Source organism: Streptomyces sp. NPDC041068 (genome assembly GCF_040647455.1).
Lineage (GTDB): Bacteria > Actinomycetota > Actinomycetes > Streptomycetales > Streptomycetaceae > Streptomyces.
Map to the genome: position 1 here is coordinate 102,577 of NZ_JBEZCG010000018.1, position 14,840 is coordinate 117,416.

The following is a 14,840-nucleotide window of genomic DNA, read 5'->3' on the forward strand; positions in this document are numbered from 1 at the left end:
GCCCACGCGGCCCGCGCCACGCGTCACGAACCGTATGCGTCACTGGATCTGGCCCGCCGTCCTCGGTGTCGCGGCGGCCACCCTCTCCGTCAGTTCGCCGGCCGGGGCGGACTCCGACCGGTCGGGGCTGCCCGAAGCCATCGACACGATCCTCGGCGACCCCCGGATGGAGGGCGGCGTGGCCAGTGTCGTGGTCGCGGACGCCGCTTCCGGCGACGTCCTCTACCAGCACCGCTCCAGCGGGCGTCTGATGCCCGCGTCCAACACCAAGCTGCTCACCTCGGCCGCGGCCATGGAACTCCTCGGCCCCGACCACCGGTTCGGCACGGACGTCCTCTCCGAAGGCAAGCGGAGCGGGCCCGTGCTCCGGGGAGACCTGTATCTGCGCGGCACAGGCGATCCGACGACGCTCGCCAAGGACTACGACCAACTCGCCGCGAAGATCGCCGACTCGGGGATCAGGAAGGTGTCCGGGCGGCTCGTCGCCGATGACACCCGGTTCGACGCCAAGCGCATCGGCGACTACTGGAGCGGCGACGACGAGTCCTCGTACTACGCGGCGCAGATCAGCGCGTTGAGCGTCGCGCCCGACACCGACTACGACACCGGCACGGTCATCGTCGAGGTGGCGCCGGGCGCGAAGGCCGGGGACAAGCCGCGTGTGAGCGTGACGCCGAAGACCGACTACGTGGACATCGATCTGCGCGCGACCACCGTCGCGGAGGGCGGCGACGACACCATCGCCGTGGAGCGGCAGCACGGCAAGAACACCATCACCGTCAGCGGCACCGTGCCGGTCGGCGGGGACACCACCGAGGAGTGGGTCACCGTCTGGGAGCCCACCGGGTACGCGGCCGCCGTCTTCCGGGACGCGCTCGCCGCGCACGGCGTGAAGGTGAGCGGGCCGACCAGGACCGGAATCGCCACGCCCAAGGGTGCGCGGCAGCTCGCCTCGCACGACTCCATGCCGGTCAAGGACCTCATGACCCCCTTCATGAAGCTGTCCAACAACATGCACGCCGAGTCCCTGACCAAGGCCATGGGGTACAAGGCGACCGGTCGGCCCGGGAGTTGGGACGACGGCATCGCCGCGATCGGCGGGTACCTGAAGACGGTCGGCGTCGACCCGGGCAAAATCCGGCAGGTCGACGGCTCCGGGCTCTCGCGCAAGGACAACGTCGCGGCCGACCAGTACATCAAGCTGCTGCGCTCGGTGAAGAGCGAGCCGTGGTTCGCCGACTGGTACGCCTCCCTGCCGGTGGCCTGCGCCCCCGACAAGTTCGAGGGGGGCACGCTGCGCACGCGGATGTGCGGGACACCCGCGGCCCTCAACGTCCATGCCAAGACGGGGACGTTGACGGGAGCGTCCGCGCTGTCCGGATACGTCAAGGACAAGGGCGGGCGCGAGCTGGTGTTCAGCATCATCCTGAACAACTACATGCCCTCGTCGGTGAAGGCGCTGGAGGACGCGATCGTGGTGACCCTCGCCTCCTCGACGAAGGACGAGGCCGTACTGGTCAAGCCCCGTTCGACGCGCGGGGCCGAGCGGGACGGCGGCGAGCTGGAGTGCTCGTGGCGCAAGCCTGCGCGCTGCTGAGCAGCAGGGCGCAGCAGGCGGCGGCGACCGGCACCCAGTAGCCCGCGGCGGGGCCCAGGCGCTCCACCGCCCAGCCGCCGCCCGCGGCGCCGCACGCGATGCCCCCGAGGAGGCCGGTCACGGCGAGGGTCATGCCTTCGTTCAGCCGCCCCTCGGGGGTGCGGTCCTGGATGAGCGTCATGCCGGTGACCATGGTCGGCGCCGTCGCCATCCCCGCGACGAGCAGCGCTCCGGAGAGGGCGATCAGCGATCCGGTGACCGTCACCGCGAGCAGCGGCAGCGTCATCAGGGCCGCCATCGCGGCGACGCACAGGAGGTGGCGGCGGACGAGGGGCCCGCGCGGTTTCGCCGCTCCGTAGGCCAGACCCGCCGCGCAGGAGCCCGCCGCCTGGAGGGCGAGGATCACACCCGCGGCGGCCTTGTGGCCCTGCCCGTCGGCGAACGCGATCGTGACGACTTCGAGGGACCCGAAGACGGCGCCGGTGGCCAGGAACGTGATCAGCAGCGCGGGCATCCCCCGCGCGCGGAGGGGCGATCGGGCTTCGGAGGATGTGTGCGTACGTCCCTGGGGCGGGGGTTCCGTCGCACGCTGGGCGGCGAAGACGAGGACGCCGGTCACCAGCAGGACCACGCCGGTCAGCGTGCCCGCCTGGGGGAAGAGCGCGCCGCAGAGGAAGGCCGCGAGGACGGGGCCGAGCATGAAGCAGAGCTCGTCGGCGGCCTGCTCGAAGGAGTTGGCGGTGTGCACGGCCTGCTGGTCGCCCTTGAGGAGGTGTGCCCAGCGGGCCCGGGACATGCCGCCCGTGTTCGGGGTCGTGGCCGTGGCGGCGTACGAGGCGAAGAGGGTCCAGTCGGGCGCGCCGTAGCGCACGCACAGCAGCAGCGAGAGCGAGCCGAGCGCGGCGAACACGGTGGCGGGGACGGCGACGCGCGCCTGGCCGTGCCGGTCGACGAGCCGCGCCGTCCAGGGCGCCACGACGGCGGTCGCCGCGAGGCCGGTCGCGGTGACGGCGCCGGCCAGGGCGTACGAACCGCGGGCCCCGGAGATCATGATGACGGCGCTCACGCTGAACATGCCCATGGGGAGGCGGGCGATGAGGTTGCCGACCGTGAAGGCGGTGGCGCCGGGTATCGCGAAGAGGCGGGCGTAGGGGTTGCGGGGTGGGGTGCGGGGCGTGAGGTGAGGCGTGGTGCGGGGTGCGGTGCGGGGCGTGAGGTGAGGCGTGGTGCGGGGTGGGGTCCGGGGTCTGTCGCTGGGCATGGCCCTCAGCCTCACCGGGGCCGTGGGGCGGGGTCCAACACCTTCTGGGTGCCGATTCACGCACCCGCGTTGTAGGTTCCTGCGGTGACCGCAGAGCAAGGCACGCGCCCCGCACCGGCATCCGCCCCGGCCCGCCATGTGGACCCCCGGCTGCTGCGCGCCTTCCTCGCGGTCGCCGAGGAGCTGCACTTCACCAGGGCCGCCGCCCGGATGTACGTGGCGCAGCAGGCGCTGAGCCGTGATGTCCGGCGCCTGGAGCGGGAGTTGGGCGTCGAGCTCTTCTCCCGTACGACACGGCAGGTCACGCTCACCGCCGACGGCGAGCGGCTCGTGCCGTACGCGCGGCGGGCCCTGGAGGCGCAGGACGACCTGGTCGCCGCCTTCACGGGTGCCGCGCGGCCGCTGCTCGTCGACCTGAACAGCCCGGGGCTCTTCTTCGGCCGCGTACTGGAACGGGCCCGTGAACTCGCTCCGGAATGCGAGCTGATGGCCCGTTTCGAGAGCGGACTCACCGGTGCCGCCGCCGAGATGACCGCCGGGCGGCTCGACGTCTCCTTCGGGCGGTACGCCGGGCTCGACCCGGCCGTGCGGGCGCGGCTCGCCCAACAGCCCGTGCGGTACGAGCCGATGGCGGTCCTGCTGCCGTCGGGCCATCCGCTGACCGAGCTCGACGCGGTGCCGCTGGACGCGCTCGCGGGGGAGACCGTCTACGCGGGCGCGGGCAACCCCCGGACGCTGGAGTGGACCGACCTCGCGCACCGGCTCTTCGAGGGGCGCGGCATCGAGGTCGCGCCGCCCGCGCCGCTGGCCGTGGGTGCCGAGGAGTTCGGGCGGCTCATGGCCAAGAAGCGGAATCCGGCCCTCGTCGTGGTGGGCTTTCCGGCCATGCCCGGGGCGGAGCTGCGACCGCTGGTGGATCCGGTGCCGCTGTCGCCTGTGTCGCTGGTGTGGCGAAAAGGTCTGATTCACCCGGGAGTTACCGCTTTGCGGGAGGCGGCGGCGGAACTCGCCGCGGAGGAAGGGTGGCTCCGGAAACCCTCGAACGGATGGGTTCCGGCCAAGGATGCACTCATCATGATGAGTCAGAACTGACTGATAACTACGCCTGTCACTCCGGTGCGCTACATTCAGGTCCTGGGCGCAGTGTGATAGGGGGAGCGCTCGGATCGGGTGGGGGCCCGGTCCGGACGGCAAGTGCCCGGAGTCGTGCGCGCACCCGAGTCAGTGACGTGGGGGTTGTGCGTACGCATGGAAACTTGGCGAGAAGATGCCCTACCAGGACATACCCATGATCCGAACGAGGTCACCGTTCAGATCGACGGTGTGGGGCGGCAGTTGGCGGACCTGCCCGCCGAAGCCGGCCAGGAGGGCGCGGCCGAAGGGCCGGTCTTCGTCGACGAGACGGGCCGCCGCAGCCGGATGTACCGCCGGGTCGGCGTGATCGTCGGCATCGCCTGCGCGGTCTATGCGGTGGTCATCGTCGGCACCCTGCTCTCCGGCAACTCCAGCGCACCCTGGCTGCCCATGCCGGGACCCAAGGACGACCGCCCCGCGAGCAAGGTGGACACGCCCAACGGCACGGCGGATCCCGCCGATCCGTCCATGGCGTCAGGTCCGACGCCGTCGCCCGACGCCTCGGACAGCACCGGCGCGACGCCCTCGCCCGGCGGCAGTGGCCGGCCCGACCCCTCCAACAGCGCGGACAAGGACGGCAAGCCGGGCACGACCCCCGACCCCGACCCCACGGACGACGGCGGCAGGCCCGCCCCCGACCCGGACCCGGACCCCACGGAGGACGGCGGCGGTCCCGACCCCGACCCGGACCCGACGGACGACCCGGACCCGGACCCCGACCCCACGGACCCGACCGACCCGCCCACCGACCCGGCGACGGAGTCACCGGAACCGGGTGGCAACGCGGGCGGCGCGGGCGGCGAGGGCGGTGGCGGCGAGGTCCCCGTCGGCTACACCTCGGCCCCCGGCCAGTCCTCCTCGGCCGCCCAGCAGTCCGCGTCCCAGCAGTCCCAGCACACCGCCGCGGACACCCAGCCGTCCTCGGAGGACGCACAGCGATGAACTCCCGTACCAACAGGGGCCGGTCGGACCGCCCCCGGAACAGTCACGCCCAGAACGGTCACGCCCAGAACGGCTACGCCCAGAACGGTCACGCCCAGAACGGCTACGCCCCGCAGGGCCGTGAACAGGGCCGCCCCGCCAAGGGGCGCAGGGGCAAGGCGCCGGCCGCCAGGCGCCGTCGGCTGCCCCTGCGCTATCTGCTGCCCTCGCTGCTGCTCGTCGCGCTGCTCGCGATGCTGATGCTGCGCGGGTACGTGCACAGCGAGATCCTCGCCGACCACCGCGTCAGGCCGCCCGCGCCCACCGACCACGTACCGCGGAAGATCATGGAGGGCGGCCCGGTCATCGACACCCGGGGCGGCCGTGAGACCACGCTGAGCGTGCCCGACCACAAGCTCGTGCTCACCTTCGACGACGGCCCGGACCCGGAGTGGACCCCCAAGGTCCTCGACGTCCTGAAGGAACACCACGCGCACGGCGTCTTCTTCGTCACCGGCACCATGGCCTCGCGCCACCCCGACCTCGTCCAGCGCATGGTCGACGAGGGCCACGAGGTCGGCCTGCACACCTTCAACCACCCCGACCTCTCCTACCAGTCCACGAGCCGCATCGACTGGGAGCTCTCGCAGAACCAGCTCGCGCTCGCCGGCGCCGCCGGGATCAGGACCTCGCTCTTCCGGCCGCCGTACTCCTCCTTCGCCGACGCCATGGACGACAAGTCCTACCCGGTGACCAAGTACATCGGCAGCCGCGGCTACCTCACCGTCGTCAACAACACCGACAGCGAGGACTGGAAGCGCCCCGGCGTCGAGGAGATCATCCGCCGCGCCACGCCCAAGGGCGGCGAGGGTGCCATCGTCCTCATGCACGACTCCGGCGGCGACCGCTCCCAGACCGTCGCCGCGCTGGACCGCTTCCTGCCCGAACTGCGGAAGCAGGGCTACGAGTTCGGGAACCTCACCGAGGCCCTGGACGCCCCCAGCGCGCACAGGGAGGTCACCGGCGTCGAGCTGTGGAAGGGCAAGGCCTGGGTCTTCCTGGTCGGCGCGTCCGAGCACATCACCGACGGCCTCGTGATCGCTCTCGCGGTCATCGGCGTGCTCGTCTTCACCCGCTTCGGCCTGATGCTGCTGCTGTCGGCGGTGCACGCCCGCCGGGTGCGCAGGCGCGGCTTCGGCTGGGGGCAGTCGGTCACCGAGCCGGTCTCCGTCCTCGTACCGGCGTACAACGAGGCCAAGTGCATCGAGGCGACGGTCCGTTCCCTGATGGCGAGCGACCATCCCATCGAGGTCGTTGTCATCGACGACGGGTCGTCGGACGGCACCGCGCGGATCGTCGAGGGCCTGCGCCTGCCGAACGTGCGCGTGGTGCGCCAGCAGAACGCGGGCAAGCCCGCCGCTCTCAACAGGGGCATCGCCAACGCCCGTTTCGACATCATCGTGATGATGGACGGCGACACGGTCTTCGAGCAGTCCACCGTGCGCGAACTCGTGCAGCCGTTCGGCGACCCGCGCGTGGGCGCCGTCGCGGGCAACGCGAAGGTCGGCAACAGGGACTCGCTGATCGGCGCCTGGCAGCACATCGAGTACGTGATGGGCTTCAACCTCGACCGCCGGATGTACGACATGCTGCGCTGCATGCCGACCATCCCCGGCGCGGTCGGTGCCTTCCGCCGCTCGGCACTGGAGCGGGTCGGCGGCATGAGCGACGACACGCTCGCCGAGGACACCGACATCACCATGGCTCTGCACCGCGACGGCTGGCGCGTCGTGTACGCGGAGAAGGCCCGTGCCTGGACCGAGGCCCCGGAGTCGGTGCAGCAGCTCTGGTCCCAGCGCTACCGCTGGTCGTACGGCACGATGCAGGCGATCTGGAAGCACCGCCGCGCGGCCGTCGAGAAGGGGCCCTCGGGCCGCTTCGGCCGTGTGGGACTCCCGCTGGTGTCGCTGTTCATGGTGCTCGCCCCGCTGCTCGCGCCCCTCATCGACGTCTTCCTTCTCTACGGCCTGGTCTTCGGCCCCACCCAGAAGACCATCGCCGCCTGGCTCGGCGTGCTCGCCGTGCAGGCGGTCTGCGCGGCGTACGCCTTCCGCCTGGACCGTGAACGCATGACCCACCTGATCTCGCTGCCCCTCCAGCAGATCCTCTACCGGCAGCTGATGTACGTCGTGCTGCTGCAGTCCTGGATCACCGCTCTCACCGGAGGCCGCCTTCGCTGGCAGAAGCTCCGGCGCACGGGAGTGGTGGAGGCGCCCGGTTCCATCCCGCGACAGCGAACGGGCGGCCATGATCGGAGGCCCGTCGCATGAGCCACAGTTACGTACCCGGTGGGACGCGGCCGCTGCCGCAGGCGCCGATGGAAGCCCCCGTGGCCCAGGCCGCCGCTCCCGAGAAGCCCGGCAGGGACCGCTACTTGGACCTGCTGCGCTCGCTCGCGCTCGTCCGTGTCGTCATTTACCACCTGTTCGGCTGGGCGTGGCTGACGATCGTGTTCCCCTCCATGGGCGTGATGTTCGCGCTGGCCGGCTCGCTGATGGCGCGCTCGCTGAACCGCCCGGCGTGGGGCGTCATCAAGGGCCGCGTACGCCGGCTCCTGCCTCCCATGTGGGTCTTCAGCGCGGCGGCGCTCCTCCTGCTCTTCGCCGGTGGCTGGAGCGTCTCGGACGACCCCGACCACGGGGACACCTGGGGCCTGCTGAGCATGGTCAACTACGTGTTCCCGGTGGGGGCGCCGCCCTTCCCCTGGCACCTGGGCGACAAGGCGGGACTCCTGGAGGACACCTGGCCCGCGCAGGCCGCGGGCCCGCTCTGGTACATCCGTGCGTATCTGTGGTTCGTCATCGCGTCGCCGCTCCTGCTGTGGGCGTTCCGCAAGGTGCCGTGGGCGACGCTGTTCGCGCCGCTGGCGCTGACCGCGGTCGTCGGCACGGGCGTGGTCACGATCCCCGGCGAGACGGGCAACGCCATCTCGGACTTCGCGGTGTACGGCAGCTGCTGGGTCCTCGGCTTCGCGCACCAGGAGGGCCTCCTTGCGCAGGTCCCGCGCTACCTCGCGGTGTCGGTCTCGGCGCTGATCATGGCCTTCGGGCTGTGGTGGGCCTCGGGCCACCTCGGCCCGGACGGCTGGGACTTGAATGACATCCCACTGGCCCAGGCGACATGGTCGTTCGGCTTCGTGGTCATCCTGCTCACGTACTCCCCGTCGTGGCAGGAGCTGCCGGGCAGGCTCGCGAAGTGGGACAAGCTGGTGACGCTCTCCAACAACAGGGCCGTCACGATCTACCTCTGGCACAACCTCCTGATCATGGCGACGGTGCCGATCATCGACATGGCGTACGACCTGCCGTTCATGGAGGACGAGCGCTGGAGCTCGGCCCTGGACACGACGTACATGCTGTGGATGACCGTCCTGGTCTGGCCGTTGATCGGCCTGATGGTGGTGGCCGTGGGCTGGGTCGAGGACCTGGCGGCGAAGCGGCGGCCGAGGCTGTGGCCGAACGGGACGAAGGCGACGGGTCGCGCCCGTGCCCGAGGTCGCTCTTAACGGATCATTAGCAGCGAAGGGGGCTGGTCGCCGGGATTCCGGTGACCAGCCCAATGCGTTGCGCGACTGTTACGTACGAGTACGCACCCGCAATGAGCTGAAATGCGGTTGTAAATCGGGTGGTTGAGCGGCGCGTGGGCGCAACTGCCGCTGACCGCAAGGCGGCGGGTATTCGCTACAGCGAACGAATGAAATCTCCGTGACGGAAGGCGGACTTGCGGGGCGGGCGTGGCGATCCCCGCTCTTGGGGCGTTGCATTCGCCAACGCCGCTGCGTCGGTGGGGCGTAACGATCTCGACGCCCCCTGTGACCGGCTCCTAAGCTGACGGCTCTTCCTGCCGCGCGTCGAGGGTCGAACACCCGCCGGGCGGTGGGTCCACCTCTGCCAGGAGATCGCTTTGCTTTTCAGGAAGACCGCGCTGCGCGCGGCCGCGCCCGTCGCCGTGCTCGCCCTCGCGCTGACCGCCTGCGGTGGCGGTGACGACAAGAAGGCCGAGGACAAGCCGAAGGGTGACTCCGCCAACTCCCAGGCCAAGCCGAAGGAGCCCTCCGCGCTGGCCGCCGGCGAGAGCACCACGGGCAAGGTGAAGGAGGGCGACGCGACCGTCACGTACGAAGTCGCCGCCCAGAAGATCGACGTGGGCACGGAGGCCGAGACCAAGAAGCTGGTCTCGGACCCGAAGCGGGCCAAGGGCCTGGTCGCCGCCACCGCCCACGTGAAGTACACCCACAAGGGCGGCGCCCCTCTCACGGACACCCCCGACGCCCCGGACACCACGGAGATCTACGCGGACGGCACCCGCGGCGGCCTCCTCATCGGTGCCGCCGAGGACGCCCCGGGCTGCGAGGACAAGCTGGACCTGGAGGGCTGGAAGAAGGGCGAGAGTCACGTCCTCTGCGAGACCTACCTGATCCCCGCGGGCGCGAAGTCCCTGGAGGTCCACTGGGCGGAGAAGGACGACGCCGACCCGGTGATCTGGAAGTTCGCGGCGAAGTAGGCCTATTCGGGGAGGGCGTCGTACGTGGCCTCGCGGGTGAGGGGGCGCCGTGCGGCGCCCTCCGCCGTGTGGCGCGGTGCCGGGTGTCAGTAGCCGACCGCGAAGCGGCTGCGGTGGTGGGCGGGGGTTTCCGCTTCGTCCAGGAGCGCCACCGCGAAGTCCTCCATCGAGATGGACGAGTTGCCTTCCGCGTCCACAAGGAGTTCGTCCTTCGACATACGGAACTTGCCTGTGCGCGCGCCCGGTTCGAAGAGGGCCGCGGGGCTCAGGTAGGTCCAGTCCACGTCCGTGTCCGCCGTGCGGACCGCTTCGTACTGGGCGTTGGACGCCGCCGCTATGTGCCGCCAGGCCACCGGGACGTACCGCGGGTCGTCGATCGCGAGGACGCCCGCCGTGCCCGGGACCGTCAGGCTGCCCGCGCCGCCGACGATCAGGAGGCGGACGCCGGTTCCCGCCAGGCCCGCAAGGAGGGACCTGATGATGGCGGGGTGGTCGTCCTCGCGGCCGGGGGCCGGTCTCGTGGCGTTCACGACCAGGTCCTGGCCGACGCTCGACTTCGCCACGTCCTCCGGTGACTCGGCGTCCCCGGCGCGGTGCGTGGCGCCCGGGTGCAGCTCGGCGAAGCGGGCGGGGCCCCGGACCACGGCCGTGACCTCGTGGCCGCGGGAGAGGGCCTCGGCGACGACGCGGCTGCCCGTGTTTCCCGCTGCTCCGAAGACGGTGATGCGCATGGGTTCTGCTCCTCGGGGGTGGGTTGGGGAGGGAGCGGCGGCTTCAGTGGGAGGGCGGGGCTCGGCTCAGGCGCGGGGCGTCCGGGGTGCGCGGGTCTGGCCGAGCACGACGCTTCCCACCACCAGGACCAGGCCGCCGACCTGCCACGCGGTCATCGTCTGCCCCAGGAGCAGCAGGCCGGCGAGCGTGGCGACGACCGGGTTGGTCAGGCCGAGGAAGGAGACCGAGGAGGCGGGCAGGCGCTCGATGCCGCGGAACCACAGGGCGTACGCGAGGGCCGTGCCGATGATGCCGAGGTAGGCGTACCCGGCGAGGTTGGCGCCGGTGAAGTGGTCGGGCAGGCCCTCGGCGGTGAGCGCGACGGGGGCCAACACGACGCCGCCGACGGTCAGTTGCCACCCCGTGAAGGCGAGCAGGGAGACACCTTCCGGCCGTCCCCACCGCTTGCTGAGGACCACGGCGAGAGCCATCAGCGTCGTGGCCACCAGCATGGCCACGATTCCCGCGGTGTCGACCGCGGCGTTGCCGCGCAGGACCAGCAGCCCGACGCCGGCGACTCCGACGAGGCCCGCGAGCAGCGTACGGCGGGTGGGCCGGACCTTCAGGACGCCGATGCCGAAGCCCGCGACGAGCAGCGGCATGACGGCGCTGATCGTGGAGGCGACGCCGCCGGGCAGGTGGTAGGCGCCGAAGAAGAGGAGCGGGAAGAACGCGCCGAAGTTGAGGATGCCGAGCACGGCCGCCTTCCACCACCAGTCGCCGCTCGGCAGGCGCCGGGTGAGGGCGAGCAGGATGAGCCCGGCGGGCAGCGCGCGCAGCGCGGCGGCGAGCAACGGCCGGTCCGGGGGCAGGAGTTCGGTGGTCGTGACGTAGGTGGTGCCCCAGGTCGCGGGGCCGATGGCGGCGAGGGCGGCGATGCCCGCGGCGGCCTTGGCGGAGGTGCGGGGCGCGGGAGCCGGACGGCTCCGGGGGGCCTCGGCCGCGGCCGGGTGCTGTGTGGTGGTGCTCCTGCTGACGGACATGACGCTTCCCCTCGCTGTTCCCCTGAACGCTGTTATTCTCAACGTTGAGATAAATATGGACCCCAGGTCTGCGAACGTCAAGTATCTGAACGTTGAGATATCTGGCTCCATGAGGGAAGAGGTGCAGGAATGGCTGAGCAGGGGACGGCAGAGAGGTCCGGCGCGGGTGCGGAGGACGCCGTGTGCGTGGTGGGCGCCACGCATGCCGTGGATGCCGCCGACACCACTGGCGCCACCGACACCACTGGCGCCATCGACGCAACCAGTGCCACCGATGCCATCGACGAGCTGCGCGGTCAGTGGCGCCGCGAGCGCCCCGACCTGGACCTCACGCACCTGGACGCGATGGCCCTGGTCGGTCGCATCAAGCGGGCGGACCACCTGCTGAGCAAGGGCATGAAGCGGGTGTTCGCCGAATTCGGCCTGGAGTTCCCCGAGTTCGACGTCCTCGCCACACTGCGCCGGGTCGGCGCCCCGCACGAACTGACCGCGGGCGGCCTCCTCAAGTCCGCCATGGTGACCTCGGGCGCCATCACCAACCGCCTCGACAAGCTGGAGCGCAAGGGTCTGATCGAACGCCGCCCCGACCCCACCGACCGCCGGGCCATCCGCGTCTGCCTCACGGAGGCCGGCCTCGACCTGGTCGACCGCGTGGTCGTCGAGCACATCGCCAACGAGGAACGCATGCTGTCGGCCCTGACCCCGCAGGACCGCGCCGCCGTCGACAAGGCGCTGCGCGCGCTGCTGGTGTCGCTGGGGGACACACGTCTGGGGTGAGGTCGCCCGCCTCACATCCGCCCCCGCACCTCCTCACCACCCCGCTCGGCCCCGAGTGAGAGCAACGTTCCCCGGCGGTCACCGTGGGCCACAGGGCTGAAATGCGGTCTCCCTACCTTCTGGAGCGTCGGCCGTTGCACGGCGACTACTCCGTGGAGGCATGTGATGTGGATCGAGCGGTGGGACCCGGAGGACGAGAGGTTCTGGAAGGAGGAGGGAGGGGAGCGGGTCGCCCGGCGGAATCTGGTGTTCTCCGTGCTCTCCGAGCACATCGGGTTCTCGGTCTGGAGCCTGTGGTCGGTGATGGTCCTGTTCATGGGGCCCGAGTACGGGATCGACGCGGCAGGGAAGTTCTTCCTGGTGTCGATGGCGACGCTCGTGGGGGCCGTCGTGCGGGTGCCCTACACGTTCGCCGTCGCCCGGTTCGGGGGGCGCAACTGGACCGTCATCGCCGCCTCCCTCCTCCTGCTGCCCACCGTCGCCGCGTTCGTCGCCATGGAGCCGGGGACCTCGTACTCCACCTTCATGCTGTGCGCCCTGCTCACCGGCGTCGGCGGCGGCAACTTCGCGTCCAGCATGACCAACATCAACTCCTTCTTCCCGCTGAAGCAGAAGGGGTGGGCCCTCGGGCTCAACGCGGGAGGCGGCAACATCGGGGTGCCGGTGGTGCAGCTCGTCGGGCTCGCCGTCATCGGCGCGGGCGGCGGGCCGCGGGCCGTGCTCGGGATCTACATCCCCCTCATCGTCGTCTCCGCGGTCTGCGCCGCCCGCTACATGGACAGCATCTCGTCCGTGCGCAATGACACGGGTGCGGTGAAGCTGGCCGTCCGGGACGGCCACACCTGGATCATGTCCCTTCTGTACGTGGGGACGTTCGGGTCGTTCATCGGTTACGGCTTCGCCTTCGGACTCGTCCTGCAGACGCAGTTCGGGCGGACCCCGCTGGAGGCCGCCCAGCTCACCTTCATCGGCCCGCTGCTCGGCTCGCTGATCCGGCCCGTGGGCGGGCGGCTCGCCGACCGGTTCGGCGGGGCGCGCATCACGCTGTGGAACTTCGCCGGGATGGGCGCCGCGACCGGTGTCGTCGTGATCGCCTCCGTGCGGCAGTCGCTGCCGCTGTTCGTCTGCGCCTTCATCGCCCTGTTCGTGCTCACCGGGCTCGGCAACGGGTCCACGTACAAGATGATCCCCGGCATCTTCCAGGCGAAGGCCGAGGCGAAAGGGTTGGCGGGGGAGGAGGCCGCCGCCTACGGGCGGCGCCTGTCCGGAGCCGCGATGGGGCTGATCGGGGCCGTCGGTGCGCTCGGCGGGCTCGGCATCAACCTCGCGCTGCGGCAGTCCTTCCAGACGGTCGGCTCGGGGACCGGGGCGTTCGTCTCCTTCCTCGGCTTCTACGCCGTGTGCTCCGTCGTGACCTGGGCCGTATACCTTCGTGGGCAGGCCGCCCCGCGTACGGTTCCCGGGGTGGACCCGCAGGAGAAGCCGCAGCTCAGCTACGCCGAGGTGTGACGTAACACGGCGGACATCGGCATGATCCGGGCCTGTCACGCGCCGTTGACAGGCTCGGTCGTCCGCCGCCCACGAGCCAGGAGCGGGACGGCACACGAGCGGGACGAGAAGAGCGGGACGAGAAGAGCGGGACGAGACGGGGACAGACCTATGCACGCCACTCCCACGAATGCCCCGACGGCCGCGCACGGCCCCCTCGCCGGATTCACCGTCGGCGTGACCGCGGCTCGGCGTGCCGACGAGCTCGGCGCGCTGCTGCAGCGGCGCGGGGCGACCGTGCTGCACGCGCCCGCGCTGCGCATCGTGCCGCTCGCCGACGACAGCGAACTCCTCGCCGCCACCAAGGAGTTGATCGACCACGCCCCGGACGTCGTGGTCGCCACCACCGCCATCGGGTTCCGCGGCTGGATCGAGGCCGCCGACGGCTGGGGGCACGGCGAGGACCTGCTCCGCTGTCTGCGCGGCGTCGAACTGCTCGCCCGCGGCCCGAAGGTGAAGGGCGCCGTGCGTGCCGCCGGGCTCACCGAGGAGTGGTCGCCCTCCTCCGAGTCCATGGCGGAGGTCCTGGACCGGCTGCTCGGCGAGGGCGTCGACGGGCGGCGCGTCGCGCTGCAGCTGCACGGCGAGCCGCTGCCCGGCTTCGTCGAGGCGCTGCGGGCCGGGGGAGCGGAGGTCGTCGTGGTGCCCGTCTACCGGTGGCTTCCGCCGGAGGACCTCGCGCCCGTGGACCGGCTGCTCGACGCGACGGTCGGGCGGGGCGTCGACGCGCTGACGTTCACCAGCGCGCCCGCCGCCGCGTCCCTGCTCGCCAGGGCCGAGGAGCGGGGCATGGCCGCCGAGGTCCTCGCCGCCCTGCACCACGACGTGCTGCCCGCCTGCGTGGGACCGGTCACCGCGCTGCCGCTGCAGTCCCTCGGCGTGGACACCGTGCAGCCGGAGCGGTTCCGCCTCGGCCCGCTCGTCCAGGTGCTCTGCCAGGAACTGCCCTCCCGCGCAAGGGCGTTGCCCATCGCGGGGCGCCGTGTGGAGATCCGCGGTCACGCCGTCCTGGTCGACGACGAACTGCGGGCCGTGCCGCCCGCGGGCATGGCGCTCCTGCGCGCCCTGGCCCGCCGCCCCGGCTGGGTGGTGGCCCGCGCCGAACTGCTGCGCGCGCTGCCGGGCGCGGGCCGCGACGAGCACGCGGTGGAGACGGCGATGGCCAGGCTCCGCACGGCACTCGGGGCACCCAAGCTGATCCAGACGGTGGTCAAGCGCGGCTACCGCCTCGCGATCGACCCGTCGGCGGAGGTGAAGTACGGGGATTGAGGCGACGTACGCGGAC

12 protein-coding genes are annotated in these 14,840 nt (G+C 71.5%); 9 read left to right on the top strand and 3 right to left on the bottom strand.

What is annotated here, in order from left to right; all coding sequences use genetic code 11:
• Positions 1 to 34 precede the first annotated feature (34 nt).
• Positions 35 to 1,597, top strand: coding sequence for a D-alanyl-D-alanine carboxypeptidase/D-alanyl-D-alanine-endopeptidase (gene dacB / locus AB0B50_RS34710; protein ID WP_362339807.1), 1,563 nt, complete (start codon positions 35 to 37; stop codon positions 1,595 to 1,597).
• Here the strand turns inward: dacB and AB0B50_RS34715 are convergent.
• The gene (locus AB0B50_RS34715) at positions 1,518 to 2,858 is read right to left on the bottom strand and encodes an MFS transporter (protein ID WP_362339808.1); all 1,341 of its coding nucleotides are present in this window, start codon (positions 2,856 to 2,858) and stop codon (positions 1,518 to 1,520) included. The genes dacB and AB0B50_RS34715 overlap by 80 nt on opposite strands.
• An 84-nt stretch (positions 2,859 to 2,942) precedes the next feature.
• Here AB0B50_RS34715 and AB0B50_RS34720 point away from each other — a divergent pair, with 84 nt between their 5' ends.
• The 5 genes from AB0B50_RS34720 to AB0B50_RS34740 all read left to right on the top strand — a co-directional run bounded on the left by AB0B50_RS34720 (position 2,943) and on the right by AB0B50_RS34740 (position 9,476).
• Entirely contained in the window at positions 2,943 to 3,950 is a 1,008-nt protein-coding gene (locus tag AB0B50_RS34720; RefSeq protein WP_362339809.1) for a LysR family transcriptional regulator, read from the top strand.
• 231 nt (positions 3,951 to 4,181) lie between these two features.
• Positions 4,182 to 4,934, top strand: a complete 753-nt coding sequence (locus AB0B50_RS34725) for a hypothetical protein (protein WP_362339810.1) — start codon at positions 4,182 to 4,184, stop codon at positions 4,932 to 4,934.
• Between the two features lie 233 nt (positions 4,935 to 5,167).
• Positions 5,168 to 7,243 carry a glycosyltransferase gene (locus AB0B50_RS34730; protein WP_362339917.1) on the top strand — a complete coding sequence of 692 codons (2,076 nt, stop codon included), beginning with the start codon at positions 5,168 to 5,170 and terminating at the stop codon, positions 7,241 to 7,243.
• 47 nt (positions 7,244 to 7,290) lie between these two features.
• Complete coding sequence (locus tag AB0B50_RS34735) at positions 7,291 to 8,478, top strand: acyltransferase (RefSeq protein WP_362339918.1); 1,188 nt, start codon at positions 7,291 to 7,293, stop codon at positions 8,476 to 8,478.
• A gap of 398 nt (positions 8,479 to 8,876) precedes the next feature.
• Positions 8,877 to 9,476: a hypothetical protein gene (locus AB0B50_RS34740; protein WP_362339811.1), complete on the top strand. Its 600-nt coding sequence runs from the start codon at positions 8,877 to 8,879 to the stop codon at positions 9,474 to 9,476.
• A gap of 86 nt (positions 9,477 to 9,562) precedes the next feature.
• On the opposite strand, the gene AB0B50_RS34745 is transcribed toward AB0B50_RS34740, so the two are convergent.
• Both AB0B50_RS34745 and AB0B50_RS34750 read right to left on the bottom strand, forming a co-directional pair.
• The gene (locus AB0B50_RS34745) at positions 9,563 to 10,207 is read right to left on the bottom strand and encodes an NAD(P)H-binding protein (RefSeq protein ID WP_362339812.1); all 645 of its coding nucleotides are present in this window, start codon (positions 10,205 to 10,207) and stop codon (positions 9,563 to 9,565) included.
• Between the two features lie 66 nt (positions 10,208 to 10,273).
• On the bottom strand, positions 10,274 to 11,230 hold the full coding sequence (locus AB0B50_RS34750) for an EamA family transporter (protein WP_362339813.1): 957 nt from the start codon (positions 11,228 to 11,230) through the stop codon (positions 10,274 to 10,276).
• A gap of 129 nt (positions 11,231 to 11,359) precedes the next feature.
• Here AB0B50_RS34750 and AB0B50_RS34755 point away from each other — a divergent pair, with 129 nt between their 5' ends.
• The 3 genes from AB0B50_RS34755 to AB0B50_RS34765 all read left to right on the top strand — a co-directional run bounded on the left by AB0B50_RS34755 (position 11,360) and on the right by AB0B50_RS34765 (position 14,824).
• Positions 11,360 to 12,007: a MarR family transcriptional regulator gene (locus tag AB0B50_RS34755; RefSeq protein ID WP_362339814.1), complete on the top strand. Its 648-nt coding sequence runs from the start codon at positions 11,360 to 11,362 to the stop codon at positions 12,005 to 12,007.
• Between the two features lie 165 nt (positions 12,008 to 12,172).
• Positions 12,173 to 13,516 carry a nitrate/nitrite transporter gene (locus AB0B50_RS34760; protein WP_362339815.1) on the top strand — a complete coding sequence of 448 codons (1,344 nt, stop codon included), beginning with the start codon at positions 12,173 to 12,175 and terminating at the stop codon, positions 13,514 to 13,516.
• A 150-nt stretch (positions 13,517 to 13,666) separates the two neighbouring features.
• A complete protein-coding gene (locus tag AB0B50_RS34765; protein WP_362339816.1) occupies positions 13,667 to 14,824 on the top strand; it encodes a uroporphyrinogen-III synthase in 1,158 nt (385 codons plus the stop codon).
• Positions 14,825 to 14,840: the final 16 nt, after the last annotated feature.

Bases quoted from the DNA above. Each gene is read 5' to 3' on its own strand.
- dacB (WP_362339807.1), top strand. From the start codon at position 35: ATGCGTCACTGGATCTGGCCCGCCGTCCTCGGTGTCGCGGCGGCCACC.
- AB0B50_RS34715 (WP_362339808.1), bottom strand. From the start codon at position 2,858: ATGCCCAGCGACAGACCCCGGACCCCACCCCGCACCACGCCTCACCTC.
- AB0B50_RS34730 (WP_362339917.1), top strand. From the start codon at position 5,168: ATGCTGATGCTGCGCGGGTACGTGCACAGCGAGATCCTCGCCGACCAC.
- AB0B50_RS34735 (WP_362339918.1), top strand. From the start codon at position 7,291: ATGGAAGCCCCCGTGGCCCAGGCCGCCGCTCCCGAGAAGCCCGGCAGG.
- AB0B50_RS34745 (WP_362339812.1), bottom strand. From the start codon at position 10,207: ATGCGCATCACCGTCTTCGGAGCAGCGGGAAACACGGGCAGCCGCGTC.
- AB0B50_RS34750 (WP_362339813.1), bottom strand. From the start codon at position 11,230: ATGTCCGTCAGCAGGAGCACCACCACACAGCACCCGGCCGCGGCCGAG.
- AB0B50_RS34755 (WP_362339814.1), top strand. From the start codon at position 11,360: ATGGCTGAGCAGGGGACGGCAGAGAGGTCCGGCGCGGGTGCGGAGGAC.
- AB0B50_RS34760 (WP_362339815.1), top strand. From the start codon at position 12,173: ATGTGGATCGAGCGGTGGGACCCGGAGGACGAGAGGTTCTGGAAGGAG.
- AB0B50_RS34765 (WP_362339816.1), top strand. From the start codon at position 13,667: ATGCACGCCACTCCCACGAATGCCCCGACGGCCGCGCACGGCCCCCTC.